At 51.3% G+C, this 22,407-nt stretch carries 23 protein-coding genes and 1 other annotated feature; all 23 genes read right to left on the minus strand.

From position 1 onward, the window contains the following. Window positions 1-177: 177 nt before the first annotated feature. On the minus strand, window positions 178-1,488 hold the full coding sequence (gene obgE / locus NSU01_RS28075; RefSeq protein WP_042139579.1) for a GTPase ObgE: 1,311 nt from the start codon (window positions 1,486-1,488) through the stop codon (window positions 178-180). Between the two features lie 15 nt (window positions 1,489-1,503). Then, a complete protein-coding gene (locus NSU01_RS28080) occupies window positions 1,504-2,244 on the minus strand; it encodes a Spo0B domain-containing protein (protein WP_042139580.1) in 741 nt (246 codons plus the stop codon). 216 nt (window positions 2,245-2,460) lie between these two features. After that, complete coding sequence (rpmA, locus tag NSU01_RS28085; RefSeq protein ID WP_020429282.1) at window positions 2,461-2,772, minus strand: 50S ribosomal protein L27; 312 nt, start codon at window positions 2,770-2,772, stop codon at window positions 2,461-2,463. A gap of 17 nt (window positions 2,773-2,789) precedes the next feature. After that, window positions 2,790-3,125 carry a ribosomal-processing cysteine protease Prp gene (locus NSU01_RS28090; RefSeq protein ID WP_042139581.1) on the minus strand — a complete coding sequence of 112 codons (336 nt, stop codon included), beginning with the start codon at window positions 3,123-3,125 and terminating at the stop codon, window positions 2,790-2,792. 12 nt (window positions 3,126-3,137) lie between these two features. Then, on the minus strand, window positions 3,138-3,449 hold the full coding sequence (rplU, locus tag NSU01_RS28095; protein WP_036698983.1) for a 50S ribosomal protein L21: 312 nt from the start codon (window positions 3,447-3,449) through the stop codon (window positions 3,138-3,140). A 14-nt stretch (window positions 3,450-3,463) separates the two neighbouring features. Next, window positions 3,464-3,549, minus strand: a sequence feature (ribosomal protein L21 leader region). A 122-nt stretch (window positions 3,550-3,671) separates the two neighbouring features. Then, window positions 3,672-4,913: an Rne/Rng family ribonuclease gene (locus NSU01_RS28100; protein ID WP_039300508.1), complete on the minus strand. Its 1,242-nt coding sequence runs from the start codon at window positions 4,911-4,913 to the stop codon at window positions 3,672-3,674. A gap of 31 nt (window positions 4,914-4,944) precedes the next feature. Continuing rightward, window positions 4,945-5,787 (minus strand): M50 family metallopeptidase, encoded by an 843-nt coding sequence (locus NSU01_RS28105; protein WP_076247795.1) that lies wholly within the window; start codon window positions 5,785-5,787, stop codon window positions 4,945-4,947. Then, window positions 5,780-6,634, minus strand: coding sequence for a M23 family metallopeptidase (locus tag NSU01_RS28110; RefSeq protein ID WP_076247797.1), 855 nt, complete (start codon window positions 6,632-6,634; stop codon window positions 5,780-5,782). The genes NSU01_RS28105 and NSU01_RS28110 overlap by 8 nt, the downstream gene beginning before the upstream one ends. A 205-nt stretch (window positions 6,635-6,839) precedes the next feature. After that, complete coding sequence (gene minD / locus NSU01_RS28115) at window positions 6,840-7,634, minus strand: septum site-determining protein MinD (protein ID WP_039300516.1); 795 nt, start codon at window positions 7,632-7,634, stop codon at window positions 6,840-6,842. Window positions 7,635-7,639: 5 nt separating this feature from the next. Next, entirely contained in the window at window positions 7,640-8,299 is a 660-nt protein-coding gene (minC, locus tag NSU01_RS28120) for a septum site-determining protein MinC (protein WP_042139585.1), read from the minus strand. Window positions 8,300-8,380: 81 nt separating this feature from the next. Further along, window positions 8,381-8,911 carry a rod shape-determining protein MreD gene (mreD, locus tag NSU01_RS28125; protein WP_081970209.1) on the minus strand — a complete coding sequence of 177 codons (531 nt, stop codon included), beginning with the start codon at window positions 8,909-8,911 and terminating at the stop codon, window positions 8,381-8,383. Next, the gene (mreC, locus tag NSU01_RS28130) at window positions 8,911-9,789 is read right to left on the minus strand and encodes a rod shape-determining protein MreC (protein WP_042139587.1); all 879 of its coding nucleotides are present in this window, start codon (window positions 9,787-9,789) and stop codon (window positions 8,911-8,913) included. The genes mreD and mreC overlap by 1 nt, the downstream gene beginning before the upstream one ends. A gap of 58 nt (window positions 9,790-9,847) precedes the next feature. Further along, on the minus strand, window positions 9,848-10,882 hold the full coding sequence (locus NSU01_RS28135) for a rod shape-determining protein (RefSeq protein WP_039300524.1): 1,035 nt from the start codon (window positions 10,880-10,882) through the stop codon (window positions 9,848-9,850). A 39-nt stretch (window positions 10,883-10,921) separates the two neighbouring features. Beyond that, window positions 10,922-11,611 (minus strand): DNA repair protein RadC, encoded by a 690-nt coding sequence (radC, locus tag NSU01_RS28140; protein WP_042139588.1) that lies wholly within the window; start codon window positions 11,609-11,611, stop codon window positions 10,922-10,924. A gap of 21 nt (window positions 11,612-11,632) precedes the next feature. After that, window positions 11,633-12,241 (minus strand): Maf family protein, encoded by a 609-nt coding sequence (locus NSU01_RS28145; RefSeq protein WP_042139589.1) that lies wholly within the window; start codon window positions 12,239-12,241, stop codon window positions 11,633-11,635. 37 nt (window positions 12,242-12,278) lie between these two features. Next, a complete protein-coding gene (locus NSU01_RS28150) occupies window positions 12,279-12,524 on the minus strand; it encodes a DUF4321 domain-containing protein (protein ID WP_039300531.1) in 246 nt (81 codons plus the stop codon). Between the two features lie 285 nt (window positions 12,525-12,809). Further along, a complete protein-coding gene (locus NSU01_RS28155) occupies window positions 12,810-14,132 on the minus strand; it encodes a hypothetical protein (protein ID WP_144026195.1) in 1,323 nt (440 codons plus the stop codon). 76 nt (window positions 14,133-14,208) lie between these two features. Beyond that, window positions 14,209-15,396: a glycosyltransferase gene (locus NSU01_RS28160; protein ID WP_076247802.1), complete on the minus strand. Its 1,188-nt coding sequence runs from the start codon at window positions 15,394-15,396 to the stop codon at window positions 14,209-14,211. A 177-nt stretch (window positions 15,397-15,573) separates the two neighbouring features. Further along, the gene (locus tag NSU01_RS28165; RefSeq protein WP_076247805.1) at window positions 15,574-16,746 is read right to left on the minus strand and encodes a glycosyltransferase family 4 protein; all 1,173 of its coding nucleotides are present in this window, start codon (window positions 16,744-16,746) and stop codon (window positions 15,574-15,576) included. Between the two features lie 244 nt (window positions 16,747-16,990). After that, entirely contained in the window at window positions 16,991-18,178 is a 1,188-nt protein-coding gene (locus tag NSU01_RS28170) for a GGDEF domain-containing protein (protein WP_076247808.1), read from the minus strand. A 57-nt stretch (window positions 18,179-18,235) separates the two neighbouring features. Continuing rightward, entirely contained in the window at window positions 18,236-19,393 is a 1,158-nt protein-coding gene (locus NSU01_RS28175) for a GGDEF domain-containing protein (RefSeq protein ID WP_076247810.1), read from the minus strand. 247 nt (window positions 19,394-19,640) lie between these two features. Continuing rightward, window positions 19,641-21,020, minus strand: coding sequence for a UDP-N-acetylmuramate--L-alanine ligase (gene murC, locus NSU01_RS28180; protein ID WP_042139593.1), 1,380 nt, complete (start codon window positions 21,018-21,020; stop codon window positions 19,641-19,643). A gap of 7 nt (window positions 21,021-21,027) precedes the next feature. Beyond that, complete coding sequence (locus NSU01_RS28185) at window positions 21,028-22,404, minus strand: folylpolyglutamate synthase/dihydrofolate synthase family protein (RefSeq protein WP_042139594.1); 1,377 nt, start codon at window positions 22,402-22,404, stop codon at window positions 21,028-21,030. Window positions 22,405-22,407: the final 3 nt, after the last annotated feature.

Genomic DNA, 22,407 nt, shown 5'->3' on the forward strand with positions numbered 1-22,407 from the left:
CCCGTTCTCGGGCCCACATATGATTGTAGTAAATTTAGCCAAATATTTAAAGCAGACTTTATAAGAAGCAGTTCTTTTATTCCCCTGTCTATTAAAAAAGCCGGCTGTGTCCCCTCACGGGAAACACAGCCGGCATATTCAAAGCCGCTTGACAGCATTCAGCAACAAGCGCAGATATTAATAGTAGCTGCTGTTCTCAACAAACTCGAATTCGAAATCAGCAATGCGCACAATAGTGCCTTCTACAGCACCGCGCTTGCGCAGTTCGGCATCCACACCCATATGACGCAAGGTACGGGCCAGCTTGAGGATAGCATCATGTGTACTCAGCTGCATCCGCTTCAGCATCCGCTCAATACGCGGACTGGTGACTACAAATGCTTCATTGTCGCGGGTAATGGTGAAGGAATTATCTTCTTCCGCTTCCAGCTTGTACACCTTGCGCTCAGTAGTTTCAGCCACTTCTTCAACGACCGGTGCGACAGGAATACTATCCAGCACGTCCGTTGCCCGGTAGAGCAGTTCCTGCACTCCCTGACGGGTAAGCGAGGATATCGGCATGATTTCAAGATCCGGACGAAGCTCCGCCACACGCTCGCGGAAGGCGGCAAGATTCTCTTCGGAATCAGGCATATCCATCTTGTTCGCCGCAACAATCTGCGGACGGTCAATCAGGGCAGCGTTGTATTGCCTCAGCTCGTCATTAATCATCACCCAATCCTCGAAGGGATCACGGCCTTCAGAGCCGGACATATCCACGACATGAATGATGATACGTGTACGTTCAACGTGGCGCAGGAACTCATGTCCAAGCCCCACACCTTCACTCGCACCTTCAATCAGGCCCGGCAGATCCGCCATAACAAAGCTGCGGCCATCCCCAACGTCAACTACACCAAGGTTTGGTGTAATTGTTGTGAAGTGATAGGCACCAATCTTCGGCTGGGCAGCAGATACTACCGACAGCAATGTAGATTTACCCACACTCGGGAATCCTACCAGACCTACGTCTGCCATTACCTTCAGTTCCATTACGATATAACGCTCCTGGCCTTCTTCGCCGTTCTCGGCAAGCTCCGGCGCAGTGTTGTTTGCAGTCGCAAACCGGGTATTCCCCCGGCCGCCACGGCCGCCGCGGGCCACAACGACCTGTTGTCCATGACGGGTCATATCGGCAATGATCTCCTGGGTATCATCATCGATCAGCACAGTTCCCGGAGGAATGCGCACGATCATGTGATCAGCGTTCGCCCCGTGCTGGCTCTTATTGCGTCCCTTAATTCCCTTATCGGCCTTGAAATGGCGCTGATAACGGAAATCCATCAGTGTACGCAAGCCTTCATCTACACGGAAAATCACATCTCCGCCGCGGCCGCCATCTCCGCCGGCAGGACCGCCCTCCGGTACATACTTCTCACGGCGAAACGCCACGAGACCATCTCCGCCGTCGCCGCCCTTAACATAAATCTTAGCTTTATCTACGAACATTAATGTTCACCTTCCTTACATCTCCAGCGGTAAACGCAGTTCTACATAGCTTGTGCTCGGCTGAAACTGCTCCGCCTTCATGATTTTTCCTTGTACTATATTATAAATTTGCCCCTGCAGCAGTTCGGGATTGCCATGATCTCCCTCACCTTCGAAAGAGATAAGAATGTCTCTTCCCTCCTGTGAAAATCCGAGCCGAAGCTTCCGCGCTTCTCCTTGCGGTGCAAGTCCGCTGTACTGATACGCCCTAACGGTCTGCATAATCACAGACGTCAGCTCATCGCCTGTTTCGGGACTGAGCTTGTCCTCCAGCTGTAGCCCTTCTTCCACCTCTATTTCCAGCTCCAGGCTGCTTCTGTAGGTACGGAAGGATTGCAGGTAGAATACCAGTGAAGGAACCCCCAGTTTGGCGATACGGCTGTCCAGCGCGATACGCTCCTTTATTCTTTCCACACATAACACGGATTTATCAGGCTTGCCCAGCTGGATATATCCGTAAAGCACCTGCAGATCGTTCATCCAATCATGACGATGGTGATTCAGTGTCCGGTTTGCCGCCTGCTGCAGAGTCTTCTCCTGTATACGCAGTTCCTCTTCATAATGACGCCGGTTGTAAAGAAAGCTGAATGCAAGCACTGCCGCTACCCATACACCGAGCAGCAGGCATGTGAAAAGGGAGGGTTGCCAATACACGAGACCTAAAGGAAGCACTGCGGATAACATGACTGCCCAGACAATAATTTTCCAGGATTTCATTCTTTCTCCCCGTCCCTCGGTTCGCAAAATTCATTCCAATGTAGCGGTTGCTTATATTGCTAGATATTTTCCATTTCCCAGTATAACACAGGCTTTCCCTGCAATCACCAGCATTCCTGCCGGGTGTTTGACTTGAATTCTATAGGTGCGAATATTTTCAAAAAAAGCCCCCGGCACTCATGCCGGAGGCTTCTCATCTAAATAGGTTCCGAAAGCTTACGCTTCCAGTGCCGCTGCTACCGGAGCGACATCAACCGGATACACGCTCACTTTTTTGCGATCGCGACCCCAACGTTCGAACTTCACTACGCCGTCCACAAGTGCGAACAGTGTATCATCCTTACCGATGCCCACGTTAGTGCCCGGGTGGATTTTTGTTCCGCGTTGACGAACCAAGATGTTGCCGCCGGTTACTGCTTGACCGTCAGCACGTTTCACGCCAAGACGTTTAGAGTGGGAATCACGTCCGTTCTTTGTGGAACCTACACCTTTTTTCGATGCGAATAATTGAAGATCCAATTTCAACATGTTGTCAACCTCCTTCTTCAAATAATGACTTCCTGTATCTGAACAAATTTTCTGTAAGATTTAGCGATATCTTTGAGCATCAGCACCATGGATTCCAGCAAAAGCTGCACCTTGGCGGAGACTTCAGGATCATTCACGGGAACCAGGGTTCCACTCAGAAAACCATCCTTCATCGAAGTATCCAGGACTACACCGGTCAGGCTTTCAATCGCATTCACAGTTCCAACCGTAACGGTCGAAACACCCGCGCAGACGATGTCTTTACCATTCCTTGCGTATTCCGCATGCCCTTTGACGGCAAAACCGACAATGACACCTTGAGCAGAAGCCCGTGTAATCCGCACGTTAATCATTAACGCACCTTCTTACGCCTGAATCTTCTCGATAGTTACTTTGGTGTACGGTTGACGATGGCCTTGTTTCTTGTGGTAGTTCTTCTTAGGTTTGTATTTGTAAACTACAACCTTATGACCTTTACCATGTTTCTCGACTTTGGCTGTTACAGACGCGCCGCTTACCAGCGGAGTTCCTGCAGTCAAACCACCTTCGTTAGAAACAGCCAAGACACGGTCAAACGTTACGCTTGCGCCGTCTTCAGCTTCCAGCTTCTCAATGAACAACACGTCGCCCTCTTGGACTTTGTATTGTTTACCGCCAGTTTCGATAATTGCATACATTGTACTTGCACCTCCTCATGTCTCAGACTCGCCTAGTCTAGGTGGCAACCCCCGGAGGAATTGCACTTGATATACCCGATCGGAGCGGTTACAGCATGTGCAGGAAATTAACAACCAAACACATACTTGAAGATATTATCATACTAATTATCCTAAGTCAAGTAGAAAGCGGCTTTATCATCCTTTTAACAGACGGTACCTTCTTAGCGTGAAAAAACTGCCCTACTCCAGCCATGTCCCTACTTTGCCGGTCCCGCCGCAGCATTGACAGATCACCGGAGCAAATCCGGCCGAATCATGCCTTGCCTTCTTGCGGGTCATTTCCAGCAGGCCCAGATGGGTCCAGCCGAGAATATGCGTCTTGGTGCGGTCACGGCTGATGATGCTCTCCAGCTTCGCGATGACCTGCTTCCGGTGCTCCTCCCGCTCCATGTCAATGAAATCAACGATAATAATGCCGCCCGTATCCCGCAGACGGACAAGCCGCCCGATCTCTTCCGCCGCCAGCAGATTAGTCCGTGTTACAGTATCCTCGAGGTTCGTCCCGCCGGTGTACTGAGCCGTATTCACATCAATAACGGTGAGCGCCTCTGTCTCATCCCAAATGAGCGTAGCCCCGCCTTCAAGGATGATTTTGCGGCTGAAGCTCTTATGGAGCTGATCTCCCACACCATATGCCGAGAAGATGGACTCTTGTCCACGGTAGAATCCTACAGGCTTGTACCCTTCGGGAGCCATATCTGTAAGGAATGCTTCCGCCTCTTTAACCGCCTTGGCCGAATCAATCATCAGCTCATCACGCTGCGGGTTGAAGGCATCCCGGATAAACCGCTGAACGATGCTCAGATCACAGTGCAGCAAAGCCGGCGCGTCCGCTTCCTTAGCCCGCCGGGTAATTACTTCCCACTGGGCCCGCAAAAAGGCCAGATCCCCTTCAACAGCCTCCACAGGCTCGTCTTCGGAGACTGTACGCATAATGATTCCTTCTTCACCCTGGCGCAACCGTTCGCCGATTCCTTTAAGCCGGCTGCGCTCGGATTCGCGGCTGATTTTTTTGGAAACCCCGACATACTCGGCAAAAGGCATATACACCATCCAGCGTCCGGGCAAGGTATAATGGGTAGTCACCCGCGCCCCCTTGCCGCCACGCGGCTCTTTTCTAACCTGGACGACGATCTCCTGACCGGGCTGCAGCAGCGTCTCAATAGAGGGCTTCACCTCCGGCTGCTTCTCCAGATGGGGATGCAGCACATCGTCTACATACAGAAAGGCATTCTTTTTCTGTCCGATATCTACAAAAGCCGCCTGCATACCCGGCAGCACATTCATAACCCGACCTTTATAATAACTCCCGACCAGACCTTGCTGCTGATCGCGTTCAGCCGCATATTCCACCAGCCTCCCGTTCTCCAAAAGTGCCATACGAGTAATATGCTGTGTGCAGTGAACGATCATTTGTTTCATGGCTTCACCTCTGGTTTGAATCATTCTAGCTTTATATTCCGAAATAAGAAGAAATCAGACGCTGCTCAGGGAGAACAGCCACTATATCACTGTCCTCGTTCATTACATAGATAAAATGATAATGGTTACGTTTAAATAGACGCAATATATCATCCAAAGGTTTCGCAGAGAACGCAACTATTGGCCGGGCAACGCTCTCCGACTGCAGGTACCGCTCATAGATCTGTTCCCTGTTCATCAAAAAGGCAACAAACCGGTAAGGCAGGTTGCGCTGGTCCGTTACATTGGAATAGAGCAGAAAGGCACCAATCATCAGCAGGTTAAGACGGAGTCCGCCGCCGGTTCCCAGCGGAAGCAGGGCGAACACCACAACAAGCAGACTGGCCGCAATACTGACTCTGCCGATCCACAGCAGGGTGTAATAATACGGAAGCAGCAGGCTTAGAGCTGCCTGCAGGATTTTGCCTCCGTCGAGCGGAAGCACCGGCAGCAGATTGAACAGCGCGATCATGGCATTGGCCCCGATGAAATAATCCAGATAAGCACTGCTGCCATACTCCGCTTGCTTGAGCGCCAGCGCCAGCAGGATCATAATCCCGTTCTGAAGCGGTCCGGCAACGGCAATCCCCATTTCACGTCCGGCTGTTAGCCGTCCATGATCCTCTATGACCGCGACTCCCCCGAACGGCAGCAGCTGCACGGACTTGACGGTAACCCCGGTCAATAGTGCCGCACATACATGTCCGAGTTCATGGATAAATACAATTGAAAACAGAGTAATAATTTCAAGGAACTGTCCGGTAAGCACGGAGAAAAACAGAATCAGCACGAAGAGCGGATGCAGAGACAGCTCAATACCGAAGATCCTAATCAAACGATACCACTTCAGTAGGATCAATATAAGACTTGTCTTTCATAATCGCAAAAAAAAGCATCGGAATCTGTGCATCCTCTGTCCCCTGAATCCAGCCTACTGCATCTCCGCTCTGTACCCAGTCATCCACCGCGAGCCGCGTCCCGCTCAAATGGCCGTATTCCGCCGTTATATTTCCGGTATGGCGGACGGTGATCCGGATGCCTCCCTGTGCTTCTTTGGACACGGACAATACGCGGCCCGTATCTACACTTTCTACTGTGACACTCGAGCCTGAATCATCTGCCGGTATCACTTCGACCCCCTTAAGGGACGCGGCAAAGGGACGCACAATGCTTCCCTCCAAGGGGGCGCTCAGTTCATGAACGGCTGTCACTTTCTCTGCCGGCACCTCTTTATCTCCGAAGATCGGAATGAACGAAGGGGCTCCATTGAAATGCTCCTCATACCACACCTGCACTGCAGCGAAATCCATATCATTACTGAGGGCGCCAGTGATGAAATACTGCGACTTCACGGCCCACGGCTCACTCACTGCGAAGATTCCCCACACCGCTCCGAAGACCAGCAGGCTGGCTATCGTCCTCCGCATGAAACCTGCGCCAAAGCGCGGCCCATCCCCGCCTTCGTCCTCCCAGCTGTTGCGCTGCTTCTTCCACATCACCTCAGGATCAGGTTCCGTTGAAGCAGTGAATTCATTTCGGGGAGCCGCCCCCCATTCCCTGAATGGGATAGTGTTGTCAGGCAGCGTGAAAAGCGCAGGCGCTGATCCGGCTTCGGTCTGCTCCTCTAATAAGCTCTGTATACGTTTCTTACGGCGATTTTTGATATCTCTCTCGTATTCCATATTGATCCCTCCGGACGGGCTTGTTTTACTTCCATTTTATGAGTAGCGGAAGCTGCTTTAGAACAAGCCCTGGGGGGAGATAACTACCAAGCGTAAGTGATTGTACCGGCCTTACTCCGTATATTCGCACAAAAAAACCCGCCAAGGATTTCTCAGCAGGCGGGTCAAGACGAAAGGTCGCTATAAATAAGTGCCTGGCCAGGGTTCAGCCCATTCCAAAAAATTTCTTGAACTTCTTAAAAGCACCCGGTTTCTGGTCCAGCTGCATTAACGGTACCGCATCGCCAAGAATACGCCGGGCAATATTGCGGTAAGCAATTGCAGCTGCAGAATTCGGATTCATCACGGTAGGTTCACCGCTGTTCGCTGCCTTGATGACCAGCTCATCATCCGGCACAATCCCGATCAGATCAATATTGAGCACCTGCAGAATATCCTCGATATCCAGCATATCGCCGGATCTCACCATACCCGGACGGATACGGTTGACCACCAGCTTCGGTGATTCCACATGTGACTGCTCCAGCAGACCGATGATCCGGTCCGCATCCCGCACCGCAGCATGCTCCGGAGTAGTGACCACAATAGCTTTGTCGGCCCCTGCAATGGCATTGCGGAAGCCGTGTTCAATCCCGGCCGGACAATCGATCAGAATATATTCGTATTCCTTCTTGAGTTCAAGAATAATATCCTTGACCTGCTCCGGAGTGACTGAGGTCTTGTCTTTGGTCTGGGCTGCAGGCAGCATATACAGCTCTTCAAAACGCTTGTCTTTGACCAGCGCCTGATTCAGACGGCAGCGGCCTTCCGCCACATCCACAAGATCGTAAATGATCCGGTTCTCCAGCCCCATGACTACATCCAGATTCCGCAGTCCAATGTCAGTATCGACCAGACATACTTTTTTGCCCTGCAATGCAAGTGCGGTCCCAATGTTGGCTGTTGTGGTTGTTTTGCCAACTCCGCCTTTGCCCGAGGTTACGACAATCGCTTCTCCCATGGAGGCTACACCCCTTTAAACACATTTAAATCCTGACGTAATTTGACTATATTATGAATTTTGTCGATTTGCATAGCACCGTCTGATAAATAGGCAAATTCCATGCTGCTCTCCCGGGTTCCCCATTCGTCCGGCGGTCTGCTGATAATATCAGCAATCCGGAGCTGGGTAGGAGCCAGCAGCGAAGCCGCAATAATCGCTTCCTGATTGCCGTTGATTCCGGCGTGTGCCATCCCTTTAAGCGCTCCAAGAATATAGATATCCCCCGAGCAGGTAATGGTTCCCCCCGGATTCACATCGCCGAGAAACAGCAGATTGCCCTCATGATGCAGTACCTGGCCGGAACGGAGCATTCCGCTCATCATAAATAATGCTTCCGTATCCTTCTCTTCAGGGTCCTCCAAGGCTTCAACGGAACGGATTAATAAATTCCCCTGGCTTTTGAGGATATCCAGAACTGCCTCTTTATCTTCTTCGGTAACAGGACGGTTGCCCAGCTTGATGTCCACATGCACAATCGGTCCGGTCAGAATATTTTGATGGCTGTGCTCCAGCTTATAGCGAAGCTCGCTTAAGAGATCTTCAAAGGGACACTTGTCGTCTAGCAGGAATACCAGGCCATCCTTGATGCCCTTAATCCTTACATGCTTGGATTTAACTGTCATATGCCTGTCCCCCCATCCTCATTCATTCGTGCCGGGCCGGGCAAATTCCTTCTTTATGGGATAAGAAAATGCAGCAGCGGCTTAAGCAGCTTCTTCTTTGCGGGTCTCTTTCTTCAGCAGCTCCAGCTGGCGCCGGAGCGGGATGTAGAGAAGCAAGCCGATAGCAAAATGAAACAGCATAGTAGGCAGCATATGGTGCAGGAGCGCCCAGTTATAGGGTTCTTTACTCAGATTAAAGACACTGTAAATGGCAAAAAGCATGCTGTCCTCCAGCAGGCTGCCCAGCAGCACCACCGTCATCATCAGCGGCAGCGGTGCACGCGGAATCTGGAATATCAGACCAATCAGATATGCGGATAATCCCATTGCAAAAGAATGTGCCCCAAGAATGCGGCCATAGAACACCACGTCATGCAGCATTCCGAAGGATAAACCAAGAATAAGTGCCGTATGCCGGTGATGGTATACCGTCACAAACAGGATTACAATGAACACGAGATCAGGGATAATCCGCATCTCCCAGGCATTCGGAATCAGCCAGGGGAGAATAGTGCCTTCAAGGATAAATAAGAGGAACAACAATAGAATTAGAACGGATCTGCGCATCCTCACTATTCCGCACGCTCCTCCGTAAAGACAACGAAGAGTTCCTTCCAGTCCTGGAATCCTGCCGCCGGCTTAATGATTGCAGTAGAGGTTAAACCAAACTCCCCAGTCTTCACCTCTTGAACCGTACCGATGGTCATTCCGAGCGGATACAGTCCGCCGATGCCGGAAGAGATGATCAGGTCATCCTTGGCAACCGGATTTCCTGCCGGAATTTTGTTCATCATCAGCATACCGGTCTGCTGGTCGTATTTCTCAATCATCCCAAAGGTTTCGCCTTCCTTGTTGAACACCGTTGCCGCAATCGCCGGCTGGGAGTTGGGATCATTGATATCCATCATCGTCATCAGCTTGACGGTGGAGGTGAAATTACTCACGTTACTTATTACTCCAACGAGTCCCTCAACGGAGGTCACGGACATATTCAGCTTAATGCCGTCCTTAGCCCCGAGATCAATGACCAGCATGTTGTTGCTTGGCTCTGTCGTCAGGCTGACTACGTTAGCGATATGATACTCATAGTTATACAGATTCTTTTGAGCTTCAGTGAATTGAAGATCTATTTTATATTGCTCATTCCGGGCTTTAATGAAGTTATACTGCGCCTTATCCCGGGCGTATTGCGCTGCCAGGATTTTGAGCCGCTTATTCTCTTCAGCCAGATCATGCAGGTTCCCGATATCTTGGAACAAGCCCGCTACGTATCCAGCGGGCTTGTAGAACAAATTCTGCACGAATCCGGTCGTATCTCTGAGGAAATTCTCCGGCCAGGACAAGTTTTTCCTTTGTCCCAGGCTGAAGCCCATCACCACGATAAACATGACCAGTGTAATCAGCAATATAAATAAACGTTTATTATTAAACAGCTTAAACAGTTTCAACACCCTCTAACAACCGAATTTCTCCCACATCAGGGGTTGACGTTCACAGGTCAGAATTGTCCTAGCGTTTGGAACGAAGACTCGAACTGCTGCGGCTCTTGAACAAATGAATATTCTCGAGTGCCTTGCCTGTACCAATAGCTACACAGTCCAGCGGATTCTCGGCAACGATAACCGGCATTCCGGTCTCACGCGCCAGCAGCTTGTCCAGGTTACGCAAAAGCGCACCGCCGCCTGTAAGCACAATACCGCGGTCCATAATGTCGGCAGCAAGCTCAGGCGGACATTTCTCCAGCGTTACTTTTACAGCTTCAACAATAGCGTTCACTGTATCCGACAAAGCTTCACAGATCTCATCAGAGGTAATAGTCAGCGTCTTCGGAAGTCCCGTTACCAAATCGCGGCCGCGGATTTCCATAGTTTCGGCTTTCTCGAGCGGCAGAGCAGAACCCACATCCATCTTCAGCTGCTCCGAAGTGCGTTCCCCGATCATGAGATTATACTGGCGTTTGATATATTGGATGATGGACTCATCCGCTTCATCGCCGGCTACACGGACAGAACGGCTTGTTACGATACCGCCGAGTGAGATGACCGCCACTTCGGTAGTTCCGCCGCCGATATCCACAACCATGCTTCCTGTAGGTTCCCATACCGGGAGATCTGCTCCGATGGCAGCGGCAAAAGGCTCTTCAATGATATAGGCCTCACGCGCTCCTGCCTGCTTCGTTGCATCTTCAACGGCGCGTTGTTCAACAGCCGTAATTCCGGATGGAACACAGACCATGACATTCGGGTGGCGCTGGAACATCGAGCGCTGCTTCTGTGCCTGGCGGATAAAATATTTGATCATTGTTGCCGTAGTATCAAAATCGGCAATGACCCCGTCCTTCATCGGACGAATGGCACGAATGTTGCCCGGTGTGCGTCCGATCATTTTTTTGGCGGACTCCCCTACAGCTTCAATCGTCTTAGTATCAGTATTAATGGCTACCACGGAAGGCTCTCTTACAACAATCCCTTTACCGCGCACGTAGACAAGCGTATTCGCTGTCCCCAAGTCAATTCCTAAATCTTTCGTAAAACCACCTAACATCTTGTATGCTCCTTTTCCTTGTGGATCTAGACAATTGTATTACATATAACCTTTTTCTTTCAAACTTACAAAGCTGCTGTCACCAATGACCAGGTGATCCAGCACGTCGATGCCGACGATTTCACCTGCCTGTATCAGCCTTGAGGTCAAGGAGATGTCTTCAGGACTCGGCGTCGGATCACCGCTCGGATGATTATGTGCGCATATAATAGCTGCGCTGCTGCATTTCATGGCTGCCCGGAACACCTCGCGGGGATGCACAATGGAGGCGTTAAGGCTGCCCATGGACAATGTTTCCTGCGCAATAACATGATTCTTCGTATTCAGAAACAAGCAGATAAAATGCTCCTTCTGCAAATAACGCAGCTGCTCGGTCAGAATCTCCGCCGCGTCCTGGGGACTGCGGATGATAACCGGTTCTGTAAGCCGGGAGTTCGCCATCCGTCTTCCCAGCTCTATGCCTGCTTTCAGTTGCACGGCCTTGGCAGGGCCAATGCCTTTGATTGTTGTCAGTTCTTCAATGCTCAGGTCCGCCAGCCCGCGGAGGCCGCCTGTAATCCCCAGCAACCGCTGGGCGATATGAATAGCCGATTCACTCTGCGCACCTGTGCGCAGCAGAATTGCCAGCAGCTCCGCCTGACTTAATGATTCCGCCCCATAATGCATCATGCGCTCTCGTGGTCGTTCTTCATGGGGGAGGTCACGCAGCATAAATGTTTGCGACTCCATCCCTAACCCTCTTTCTTCCTGCTATCCTTGCCGGTTCAGTACAGAAATGCCGAACCCGGACAACATGCCGCTTAGCAGCGACAACGGCAGACCGACCACGTTAAAATAACAGCCTTCAATTTCGTCCACCAGGGTGGCACCAAGCCCTTGTATTGCATAAGAGCCGGCTTTGTCGGCAGGCTCCCCGGTCGCTATGTAGGCGCAGATTTCATCTTCGCTCATTGCTCTCATAGTTACAGAGGTTACCCTGTGATCTACCAGGGTCCGACCCTCTGCGAGACCGATACAGGCCACCCCGGTATATACCTGATGTGTCCTTCCCTGCAGCATGGCCAGCATCTTAGCGCTGTCCTGCTCGTCCACCGGCTTGCCGAGCACCTTGTCGTCAAGCACGACAATCGTGTCGCTGCCGACAATAACAGCATCCCGGTCTCCGGCTGCAGGGAGTACTGCCTCCGCTTTGCGCACCGCCAGATTACGCACGATGGTCTCAGGCGTCCATTCCGGCGGCGTACTCTCATCAGCATCACTGACCAGAACCTCGAAAGGCAGGCCAAGCGAGGCTAACAGTTCACGCCGCCGCGGCGAACCCGAAGCAAGAATAATGTGTCGCGTGTTGTTATGCTCCACTGTAATAAACGTCCCTTCTAGATGCCGGCAGCGAACGCTACAGTCTGCGGTACAGCCATACAGCTGTTATCATTCCGGCAAGACTGAGCAGGCACAATTTCAAATGGATAGTGATGTCATAGGTTATGATGTCCAAATCAGCTTGCGGCGACCACTTGAGTACAGTCGAGGTTGTAAGAAAAGACAGAGCTTTTACAGGTTCCAGCAGCTTGGCAATCCATGCTCCGGCCAGCCAGCCCAGAATTAGAAATAACAGCAGTGTTCCTACATTTTTCTTCTTCATTTTGGTCTTCCCTCGCCATTTTTTGACACCCTAATTATTATACGGTGAAACGGAGTTCAATACAAACGCAAAATCCGTTCAGGGAATGTTTACCACAGCCGTGCCGCATAAAGCCCGATTTCACCAGTCTCCGCCGGGTGTGGTTCACTAACATTATCCGACTCCGGCACAATAGGCAACTGATTTATCATGCAGCAGCTATACTGGCGAGAAACACAGCAATCCCCCGTCCGGCAAACAGCCGGTACGGGGGATGGGCAACATCTTATTCAATGGGGTGAACGTTCAGCTTATCGCAGACAGCAGACTTTTCTGGCCGGTCAAAAAGCTCATCATAGCCTCCTGCACTTCCCAGAGCAGGCCCTCTGCCTTATTCTTGCCGTACTCGTTCAGTGCGGATATTCCCCGGCTCATGGATTTCTCCAGCCCGGTGGCAATACTCTTCCCTTCCGGAGACAGCCCGGACTCGAGCTGCTTGACGGTTTCAGTCCACTGCATATGAAGATCACTTACCGCTGAGCTGTCTGTACCGCTGGCCATACCGCTCAGCAGCGAAGCAGACAGGCCGCTCAGCTCACTCAACAACTGGCTGCTGACTGCAAAATAGTTGTCCACTGCTTCCGCCGTTCCGTTATAGCTGACCTGATCCACAGCGGGCAAGGCCACTTCCCTTACATACAGCTCGATGCCCTGATTCTTCAGACCGCTGCTGAGCAGCTTGGCCTGCTCGCGCTCAGGCGACATCCCGGCATACACCCGGTTGCCGTCCGCTGGGTCCAGACCTGCGGCAAGCCCTGCGGCAAGCAGCTCCTGCTGAGCCTGCGCAGCACCAGCCGGTGTGCTGAATACGCCGTATTGGAGCAGATAATAGCTCTGCGCCGCAATCTGTACCGGAACATGCACTGCCACCGCTTCACCGGTTCCTTCAACCGGCACGCCTGTGATATCTGCTTCCGCTCCCCCGCCAGTGTCATTCTGGCTCTGAACGATCCCCGTCTGAACAGCGGAACTGCCGCTTCCATTCCCGGTACCCGTCCCTCCGCCACTGATGAAGGACAGCGCTGCATAGCCGAGCAGGATTCCTGTGCCTAATGCTCCTGCTACTGACAAAGCGAACTTCCACCAATAAGAAGGGCGTCGGGTATGGTAGGAGCCTCCATACAGATTCCCGTGTGTGCTGAACTGCCCGAACCGTTCCTGCTCAGCGCCCCGCTCATCCTCAAACAGCGGGTAGTGCTCACCTGGTGGTGCATTATCATCGTCCCTGTAAACCTCCGCATAAACTGGAATTGTGCGCGTACTTGAGTCTGGGAGATATGAATACTGTCCAGTATCATACTCTCCATCTGAATCATCCCAGTTGCGGCGGCGCGGACCAGAGGATTTCATATAAGATACTTCAGCTGCACGGGGGATTTCCACCCGCTCCAGATCAACTATATATTCATCTGCACGGAGATTCGGGGCCGTTCTGATCTCCTCACGCTGTTCCCTGTCCTCAACCTCCAAGGCTCTAACAGGTTCTCTTCCTATACGGCGGTCTGCCATTTCCGCCTTACGTTCTGCCGTCTCCCCATCAAACCGGAATGTCATTCTTCCGCTATTCAATGCTCCCACCTCGCTATCTTCAGTTCTATACTGAAATATATGATAGATGTGAGATGGATATGCTATTTTAATATATTTACACCAAACTAAGTACTTTCTCCCTGACCCCTTCCGCCGCGTAATGCTTGAGCAGTGTCCGGTAAGCCTGATCCGCAATAATGGAGCCCAGCTCAGGCGTTGTCAGCAGCTTCACCAGCTGGCCGGCAAAGACTGCACTCGTGCCTGCGAGCAGAATATCCCGTCCCGTCTCACAGATTAATTCCTCCGAACCGCTCAAGCTGCACACGACCGGCGTCCGCAGCGCCCAGGCTTCCAGGATCTTAATCTGCCCCCCGCAGCCTTCGCGCAAAGAAGCTACCACGGCGCTGGCCCGCCGGATGTAATCGGCTGTATGTTCAAATTCCCTGACAATTTCAATAGAAGCATCATTGCGGGCCAAGGCGGCAACCTCCGGATGTACTTTATCGCTAATCATATAGCACCGGAAATCCGGCACCTCAGCTTTGACCAGCGGGTATATCTTCTTTAAGAACAATAAAGCCACATTCTTGCCCTGGCCGGTATTCATATTCCAATGAAGGACTATGGATTTCTCCTTGATTACGGTCTCACCGGAGGCATAAGCAGGCTCCTTCAGGTCAATGTAAGGCGGAATTACATGCACCTTGCCTGCATCCGCAAAGGATAATGCCTTAAAAGAAAGGGCATCCCATTCTGTAGCGGTCAGCAGCAGACTGGTCTTGTTCATTAATCGGCGCTCTTCCCGGCGGATCAGTGCGGCATTCAGCTTATGATAGCTTTTGCTAATTCCGCGTTTGCCGGCTGCCCTATTCTCCAGCATTCTGCTCCCGAAACGGTGGGCATCTGTAATGATGACGGCCTCCGGAAGCATTGAGGCTACAATATCCAGGCAATTACTCAGCATATAATACGAAATAAACACATGACTGTATGTATTCAAGCGGCACATTTCTGTGATTTCCGCCCGCAAAGACTTGTCAGTACCGATCAGCGGAGAATGTGAGCGTAGCTTGTTCAGCGGGTGCAGCAGTGACCTCTGTGAAGCAGAAGACCTCTTCACCTGGTGCACCGTAAGCGCAGGTCCAGACTCTACCGCTGGCTCCCGGCGGCAATGACAATACTCGAGCAGATCAATATCAAACCGCTCCAGCAGAATATCAAGAAAATTCTCTGTTCTTATTTCTCCTTCTAAATCTTCGGGATAACGACTCTGGGCTGATAGGAACAGCATTTTCTCTCTCATGGCTATAGCTCCTTGGTTCTATGTAAATGGTTATTATTGTATACAAAGAAAAATAGGCCGGATTACATCCAGCCTTCATTTATGAATCTTTAGATGTAGATCAATAGTAACGCAGTTCCCGGAAAAAGATTGTCGATTTATGGGATGAAATAATATTTTTTTGTATTCCCCTTACAATTAGACAAGACTTAGCAGCTTTTCCCGGACACTTTCCGCCTCATAGTTAGCCAGCAGGGTCTGGTAGGCACGGTCCGCAAGCACTACTCCCTTTTCGTGATCCTGAAGTAATTGAGTCACGCTTTCGGCAAACGTAACCGGATCATCGGCAATCATAATATTCGCGGAATGCTCATACAGCAGCCCTTCTGCTCCTTTGGTGCTTGAAACGACAGGAGTCTTGAGCGCCCAGGCCTCCAGTATCTTCAGGCGTGTTCCGCTGCCCTCCTGCAGAGGGGCAATCACAACCTGCGCCTTCCGTATATAGTCCGCCACACTGTCCACATATCCGGTGATGATGATGGAAGGGTCCTGGTCCGCCAGAGCGGCAACTTCCGGATGCACATCCCGGCCGACGATATACCATTTGATGCCCGGAACCTTGGCTTTGATAAGCGGATAGATCTGACGGTAGAAATAGGTAGCTGCATTAATGTTCGGGAAGTAGTTCATATTGCCCGGAAGAATAATCCACGGCTCTTTCGGAAAAAGCGTATTTGTCCGATAATCGCCCATACGGATGAAGTTAGGGATTACGTGGACCTTGAAAGAATTTTTAAAAGAAAGTGCCTTAAAGCTCAGCCCGTCCTGTTCGGATGTTGTAAGCAGCAGATTGGTCTTGTCCATCAGCTTAAGCTCATCTCTGCGCGTCCATACCGCATTAAGGGAATAAAAGAGTTTGGCGATCCCCCTCTTCCTGCGGGCAAGCTGTGCAGACAATCCGCTCTCGAAGTTATGCGCGTCCGTGATTATAACAGTGCCAGGCAGGGAACGGCGCACAATGTCAATGCAGCAGCCGAGCAGACTGTGCGAAATAAAAACATGGCTGTACGCATGCTGTACGCAGAGCTCTGTAATCTTCTCTTTCATATCCACATCTACATGGCTCATATAAGAGCAATTGCGCCATTTGTACAAGGAGCGAAGCATCGCCTTGCGGTAATTCATTGTGCGCTTCACCTCATGCACGGTAAGGGACGGTATGGCCTCCGTATCTTTGGAACCTGAATACGTTAAGAGATCCACATCGTATTTGGCGAGTAAAATATTCAGAATATTGCCCGTTCTCAGCTTGCCACCGCTATCCTGCGGAAATGGATTCTCTGCAGATATGAACAGCAATTTTTCCCTCATGGCTTTTTCTCCTACTCTCCATTTATCTGTCTGTGTCTGGCAGTGCCAGGTATCTAGCATATATTACCCCAAAGTTCTGCGGAGTTTTGTCGTTTCTTGGCTAATGCAAAAATAATTTCAAAAAACTGTCATTTCACGAAGCCCGGACACAAAAACAGCGCTGCTCCAGTAAAAGGAGAAGCGCTGTTTTTCCTGATTTTTGTGATTTTATTTAAATTGCAGTTTAGACTTATGGTCAGTACATTCAGGAATGTACTTCAAGCTCCCTCGCTGCATGGCCTTGGCTGCGGACCACACAATTGCGTCCGCGCTGCTTCGCCTGGTACAGGGCGGTATCGCTCAGCTTGTACAAGGTATTGAGCGGGACGCGCTCGCCCGAGACGATCGTAATCAGACCGATGCTCACTGTATACGAGAGCGTTATCCCATCAATGGTGGCGTCCAGCACGGACCGGCGAAGCCGCTCAGCCACTTCCCCACTCGCTTCCTCATCCGCCCGGTGCAGCAGCACAGCGAATTCTTCGCCGCCGAACCGTCCGAACAGGTCCCCGTTGCCAAGCTGGCGCTCAATTCTGCGGGCAAAGTCGCGCAGCACCTTGTCACCCGTGTCATGGCCATAGGTATCATTCACCTGTTTGAAATGGTCCACATCCAGCAGCAGGAAAGAGAAGGGCGCCATCTCCTTGGCAGCCGCAGCAATCAGGGGCCGGGCACGCAGCACGAAGGCTCTGCGGTTAAGAATGCCGGTGAGCTCATCGTATGTGGCTGCACGCTCCAGTTCAGCATAGGACTGCTCCCTGGAGAGCAGCATGAAGCCGGCGGTTCCGAGAAACATCAGCAGGTATATTCCAATATAGAAAAAGACTTGCATCCACTCACCAATGGGTGAGCCCTCAGGCGGAGGATATACCAGTCTGCTTGCATTGCAGAGCATCGAGAGGATAACAATTCCGTAGAGCAAGCCCATAATTTCCTGAAGCGGTGTTTTTTTTACTTTCCAGCATAGCATATACGCAGGATAGATCAGCAGCAGTGCCCCGGCAAGCGAGGCAGCTGCAATTAGCCGCGGTACGTCCGGAGACAGCAGATACAGGAGGAGCAGAGCAAGTGCGGCACATCCGGTTAGTGTATAATAAATCCGCTTTATCCGTTCGGAATGGACCTCCAGCATCTTGAGCAGCGCGAAGATTTCTGCGGTTCCACCGGCCAGATTCAAGAGAATAATGCAGGGAAGCACAACCTTAAATTCACGATATTCCCTTAACAGCAGAAGGATCATAATCACCAGCTGCAGAATTTTGGCGGTCAGGAACAGCAGGGATGTACCATCTTTCGGATAACGCGACCGGTAAGCCAGAGTGAGCATAACCGTAAAGAAATTACCAAAAAAGAGACACGCCAGCAGTGTCTTGAAATCCAAACTGGCAGCCATAGCGTCCACCCCCTTGCTCATTGATGTCATATGTATGATGTGTATAATCCCGTTCTTTTACCCGGCTCTGACCACACGGTCCCGCCCGTCCTGCTTCGCCTGATACAGGGCTCTGTCACTAAGCTTGTACAGGGTATTCAAGGCGGTCTGCTGATCCGGAAGCACTGTAATCATTCCGATGCTTACGGTGTACCCGCCGGCAAGACTGTCTCCCGAAGCCTCCTTGACGGCTTGGCGCAGTTCTTCCGCCTTGCGGCTGCTGTTCTCCGCATCCTGCCCATAGAGCATAATGGCGAATTCTTCGCCGCCAACCCGGCCGAACAAGTCACCGATTCCCAGCCGGCTCTCAATGGTAAGCGCGAAATCCTGAAGTACTACATCGCCTTTGTCATGTCCATATGTATCATTCACTATTTTGAAATGGTCCAGATCCAGCAGCAGCATTGAGCAGTATTCCCGCTTTCTTGCCGCCATCGCCAGCTTCAGCTCTGCCTCTATCAGAAAAGCCCTGCGGCCAAGGATTCCGGTAAGGCTGTCATAAGCGGCTATGCGCTTCAGCTTCTCATATGAATGCTCATTGGAGAGCAGGATGAAAGCCGCAATTCCCCCGACCAGCATCAAAAACATCCCCAGGTAATACAAATACTGTGCCGGATTAGCTGTCAGCGGCCCCATCTCCGGTTCCAGAATCAGCGCGACAAAGGACCGCAACAGCATCACGGCAGCAATGGTATAAAATACGCCACCCATTATTTTCTGGAGCGGAGAACGTTCTTTCCCCGCCGTCAAACGGTACCCGGGGTAGATCACAAACAGCATTACCCATAGCGAGGTCGTGGCCACCCGCAGGTTCGCATGGTTAAAGAACAGGGCGACGATACAAAAGCTCAGAACACTGCCCGCAACCAGCCCCGAATAATAGAGCTTCGCCTTACGGTCCATCATCCCCATCATCATCAGCAGGGCCGAAATTTCCAGACCTCCTCCAGCCAGAATGATCGCATTGCTTAGAGGTATGGCGATCCAATGGGGAATATAATCCCATAGCAGAATAGAGCCCCAGAAGACGACCTGAAGCCACTTTGCAGTTATAAAAAGGACCGAGGCGGTATCCTTGGCGAAATGGTAGCGGTAGAAGGTAATCAGCAGTCCGGAAAACAAGTTCCCCAAGATGAACAAGTACAACAATGTATTAATATCAAGCTGAAAGCTCATGAGTACACCACCAAATATGCGGGAATACCTTCTTTTAATTGAGGACAATATCATTCACAAGCTATATCGGCAAAATGGCGGTGTAATTTCACTTCTAATTTCTTAGACCGCCAGATACCTCCAGACATAAAAAGAAGAAACGGCTTCGCTGTCCTTATTCAAGGAACGGAAACCGTTTCTGTTAAATTGCCTAGCTATCCTATTACTGTAAAGAGATATGTGTAATCTGCATAGAACGGCCTAAGCCTTATTCACGATTCTTCAGATTATCAGCCAGAGCATACCCGACCTTCCAGATATCACCCGCACCCATTGTAATCACCAGATCACCGGGAGCAATGCGGTCCTGCAGGTCAGCCAGCACAGCTTCCTTCGTCGGCAGATGCCGTGCACCGGCGTTGCTGTTCTGCACAATCAGCTCCACCAGCTTCGCGGAGGTGACTCCCTCGATCTGCTTCTCTCCGGCAGGCGAGTAGATATCGGTAATAATCACTTCGTCCGCTTCGCTGAACGCACGGCTGAACGCATCCAGCAGGAAGAAGGTACGCGTGTAGCGCTGCGGCTGGAACACGGCGATAATCCGTTTGCCTGTAGCCTTGGCAGCACTAATGGTAGCCTGAATCTCCGTTGGATGATGCGCATAATCATCAATGACGAGAATCTCGTTGATCTCTCCCAGCACCTGGAAGCGCCGCTTGGCACCGTGGAATTTCACAATTGCTGCAGCGATCGCTTCAAAGGCAATGCCGGATTTCAGACAGGAAATTACCGCCGCCATTGAATTATACAGATTGTATTGCCCCGGAATGGAAAGCTCAATACGGCCCAGAACCTCCGTACCGCGATTCATCGTGTACGACACCTGGCGGTCGCCCAGAACGATGTCGGTCGCCGTGTAATCTGCAGTCTCCGAATGAATTCCGTAGGTGATAACCGTACCTTTTACTTGAGGCAGCAGAGATTTCACATTCTCATCATCCGCGCACACAATAGCCGTTCCGTCCTCACGCAGCTGGTTCATAAACTGCACATAAGCTTCCTTCAGCTGGCCGAAATCACCGCCGTAGTTCTCCAGATGGTCGGCTTCAATATTCGTTACAATGCCCAGCCAAGGATGGTACTGCAGGAATGAGCCATCGCTCTCATCCGCTTCGGCTACGACGAATTCCCCTTGTCCTGCCTTGGCATTCGTACCGACGTTCATAATCTCCCCGCCAATAATATACGTAGGGTCCACTCCGCAGTCTTCCATAACCAGAGCAATCATCGACGAGGTGGTAGTCTTGCCGTGCGCACCCGCAACAGCCACACCCTTGCGCTCATTCAGCAGACGGGCAAGCATCTGCGAACGGTGAAGAATCGGTATTTTGAGACGCTCCGCTTCTACCCATTCTACGTTATCCGACGCAAGCGCCGTAGAATATACGACCAGATCCGCGCCTTTGACCTGTTCGGCCGTATGTCCGATGTAGACCTTGGCACCTTTGGCAATCAATTTCTCCGTTAACTCTTGTGCAGCTACGTCAGAGCCCGTAACTGTATATCCCATCTCCAGCATCACCCGGGCAATCGCGCTCATACCGTAGCCGCCGATCCCTATAAAATGCACACGTTCAGTAGTATCCAACAGTTCGTCACCAGCCTTTTTCAGAATCGGGTTGCCGTAAAAGCGTACTGCGTACATCAGAAATCAAATACAGCGTTCCGGACACGACCGCAAGGTCATCGTCCGCTGTGATCGTCTGCAGCAGATGCAGCGCTTGGCCCCAATTACGTTCTACTATGATTTCCAAGTTTTCCTTGGCATATTTATTCCGCAGACTTTCTGCGATGGCCTGCAGATCTTCCGCGTCCATTTTCTTCCGGAAATCCGGTTCGGTCAGGATGAGCGTATCCACTATAGGCAGTATATGCTTGAGATACGACTCGTGATGCTTATTTGCCAGCATCCCCATGAGCAAATTTAATTTACCGTATGGCCCAAACTGCGGAAGACTCTTGGCCAGGCTCTCTGCACCTTCCGGATTATGTGCTCCGTCCAGAATAATTCTGGGTGAAGTGCCTACTTCCTCCAGCCTTCCGGCCCAGAATGTACCGCGGAATCCCTCCAGCACATCCTCGTCCTCCAGCATGAAGGCCATATACTGCCGCAGCACCTCAAGGACCATCATAGCTCCCGCTGCATTCTCCAGCTGATGTTCGCCTTTCATAGCGATATCAAGCTCTAGCGAGCGGAATGGACCCTGGAAGGTGAAATGCTGGTGGCCGTCCCTGAGCTCTACACCACTATAGCTGAAATCTTCTCCAGCCAAATATAGAGTAGAACGGGTAGACGCCGCTTTAGCCTTCAGTACTGCGATGGCCTCCGGCTGGCTCACGCAGCTGACTGCAGGAACGCCCGGCTTAATAATTCCGGCCTTCTCACCGGCGATCAGCTCCAGTGTATCTCCGAGTACATCGGTATGATCATGTCCGACATTCGTGATTACAGACACTACCGGAGTAACAATATTCGTTACATCCAGCCTTCCCCCAAGACCTGTCTCCCATACGACTACATCCGGATAACAGACTTCGCCATAATAGAGAATGGCCAGTGCCGTCGACACCTCGAACATTGTCGGCGAACCCAGCTCACCGCCCGCGATCTCTTGAACCAGCGGTCGCAGTTTATTTACGAGTTCCAGTAAAGTCTCTTCGGAAATATCTGCTCCATTGTACTGGAAACGGTTCGTGAATTTCGTGATATAAGGAGAAGTAAAGGTCCCCACCGTGTACCCGCTCTGAATAAGTACACGGGTCAAAAAAGCACAGGTAGAGCCTTTGCCATTCGTCCCTGCCACGTGAATGAACTTGAGCTTGCGGTGCGGATGACCCAGCTTCTCCATCAGAAGCTCTATCCGCTCCAGCCCTGGCCGGATTCCGAAAGGAATCAGGCTGTTGATCCAGTCTACCGCTTCTGTATAAGAACTTAAGGGAGCGGCACCGCCGCTCCGGGTGATCTCTTCCATATC

Origin of the sequence: Paenibacillus sp. FSL H8-0259 (genome assembly GCF_037963255.1) — a bacterium.
In the GTDB taxonomy this organism is placed as follows: domain Bacteria; phylum Bacillota; class Bacilli; order Paenibacillales; family Paenibacillaceae; genus Paenibacillus_AQ; species Paenibacillus_AQ phytohabitans.